The organism is Methanobrevibacter oralis, assembly GCF_001639275.1.
Classification (GTDB): Archaea; Methanobacteriota; Methanobacteria; order Methanobacteriales; family Methanobacteriaceae; genus Methanocatella; species Methanocatella oralis.
In genome coordinates this window covers 1-1,373 of the sequence record NZ_LWMU01000132.1, presented here as the reverse complement: position 1 = coordinate 1,373, position 1,373 = coordinate 1, and the positions used below count along the sequence as shown (strand labels likewise).

The 1,373-nt window shown below is 27.1% G+C and carries 2 protein-coding genes; both read left to right on the top strand.

The window, feature by feature from the left end; all coding sequences use genetic code 11:
- Positions 1-143 precede the first annotated feature (143 nt).
- Positions 144-743 (top strand): hypothetical protein, encoded by a 600-nt coding sequence (locus MBORA_RS09700; RefSeq protein WP_063720613.1) that lies wholly within the window; start codon positions 144-146, stop codon positions 741-743.
- Positions 707-1,366, top strand: a complete 660-nt coding sequence (locus tag MBORA_RS09695) for a hypothetical protein (RefSeq protein ID WP_063720612.1) — start codon at positions 707-709, stop codon at positions 1,364-1,366. The genes MBORA_RS09700 and MBORA_RS09695 overlap by 37 nt, the downstream gene beginning before the upstream one ends.
- Positions 1,367-1,373 lie beyond the last annotated feature (7 nt).

The following is a 1,373-nucleotide window of genomic DNA, read 5'->3' as shown; positions in this document are numbered from 1 at the left end:
TTAAGTTTGATTAAGTATTTATAAGATGGAAGACAAATAATTATATATGAAATCAAAAATCAAATGCCTTCTGTATCTTAGATTGGTTGGCGGGGCTTATATATTTATCGGTGCATTTAAGGATCCTGTTCGAAAAGGTTTTTTTGGTTGAAAAAGATTTTGATGACAAAATTTATCCTCAATTAATTTTACCTATTGAGTCTATTCTCGATGATAATTACTTTGTTAATAGTCAAGGAATTGTAGAAGAACGTGAACCTTATTGTAAACATTGTGGTGCTAAAAAATTTTCTAGAAAAGGATATAATTGGAGATTACTTTATTTGGATGATGGATCTCCGGTTAGAATTAAAGTTAAGAGATATAAATGTAAAAAATGTAAAAAGAAATTTCAGGTGGAGTTTACAGAATATTGGGGGAAATTCTCAAATTATTCCAATAAAATGAAAAACAAAGCAAAAATACTATTGCAACATGGATGGAAATCATTAAGAAACCTTGGAAATGATTTTAAAACATTATTAAACTTTAAAATATCTCACGAATCTGTTAGAAAAGCATTACAAAATGATGATGCATTATATTGGTTAAACGAAGAAGTTGAACTCTCAGGATATTACGGTTACGACGCTCAATGGATTAGAAATAAAAGAGAATGGATATACAGATTAGAATTATTCTATATAATCAATAATATGCCCGTAGCATGCATTATATCAAAAAAAGAAACACAAAAAAAATAATCTATGATTTCATAGACATCTCAATCCCCTTAAAAAACCGCAAAGCAATAATAACAGATTTAAAAGAAGATTATGAACCAATAATGAAAAAATTAGGCTTCGCACACCAACACTGCACATTTCACCTAATTAAAAACATGACAACAAACTTAAAACAAAAAATAAACGAAGAATTAGACAAATACGAAGCAGAATTAAGAAAAACCCAACCAAAAATCTCCAAAAATAAAATCAAAAAAATACGCAAAAAGAAAAAAGAAGAAATAACAAAAGAAATCAAAGAATATATTGAATTATTTTATGAATTATTCCATCAACAATCATTCAAAAAAGCAAAAAACTATATAAAACTTTTAAAACAAGAATTAAAGAATTTTCCAAAGATAATGCAAGACTACTTAAACAAAAATTTCTTCCCAGTTTACAAAAAATACTTAGTTTTCCTTGAAAAACCATTCATCAAAAAATTAGAAAGTACCAACAACAAACTAGAAAATTACTTCGGAAATACACTAGATAAACACACAAAAAGAATTTATAGAACACCAGAAGGAATATTTAACTACATCATGGCAAGAAAAAATGGTTGGATAGAAAACCAAAAAAAAGTCCTAACAAATTGACAGTCCC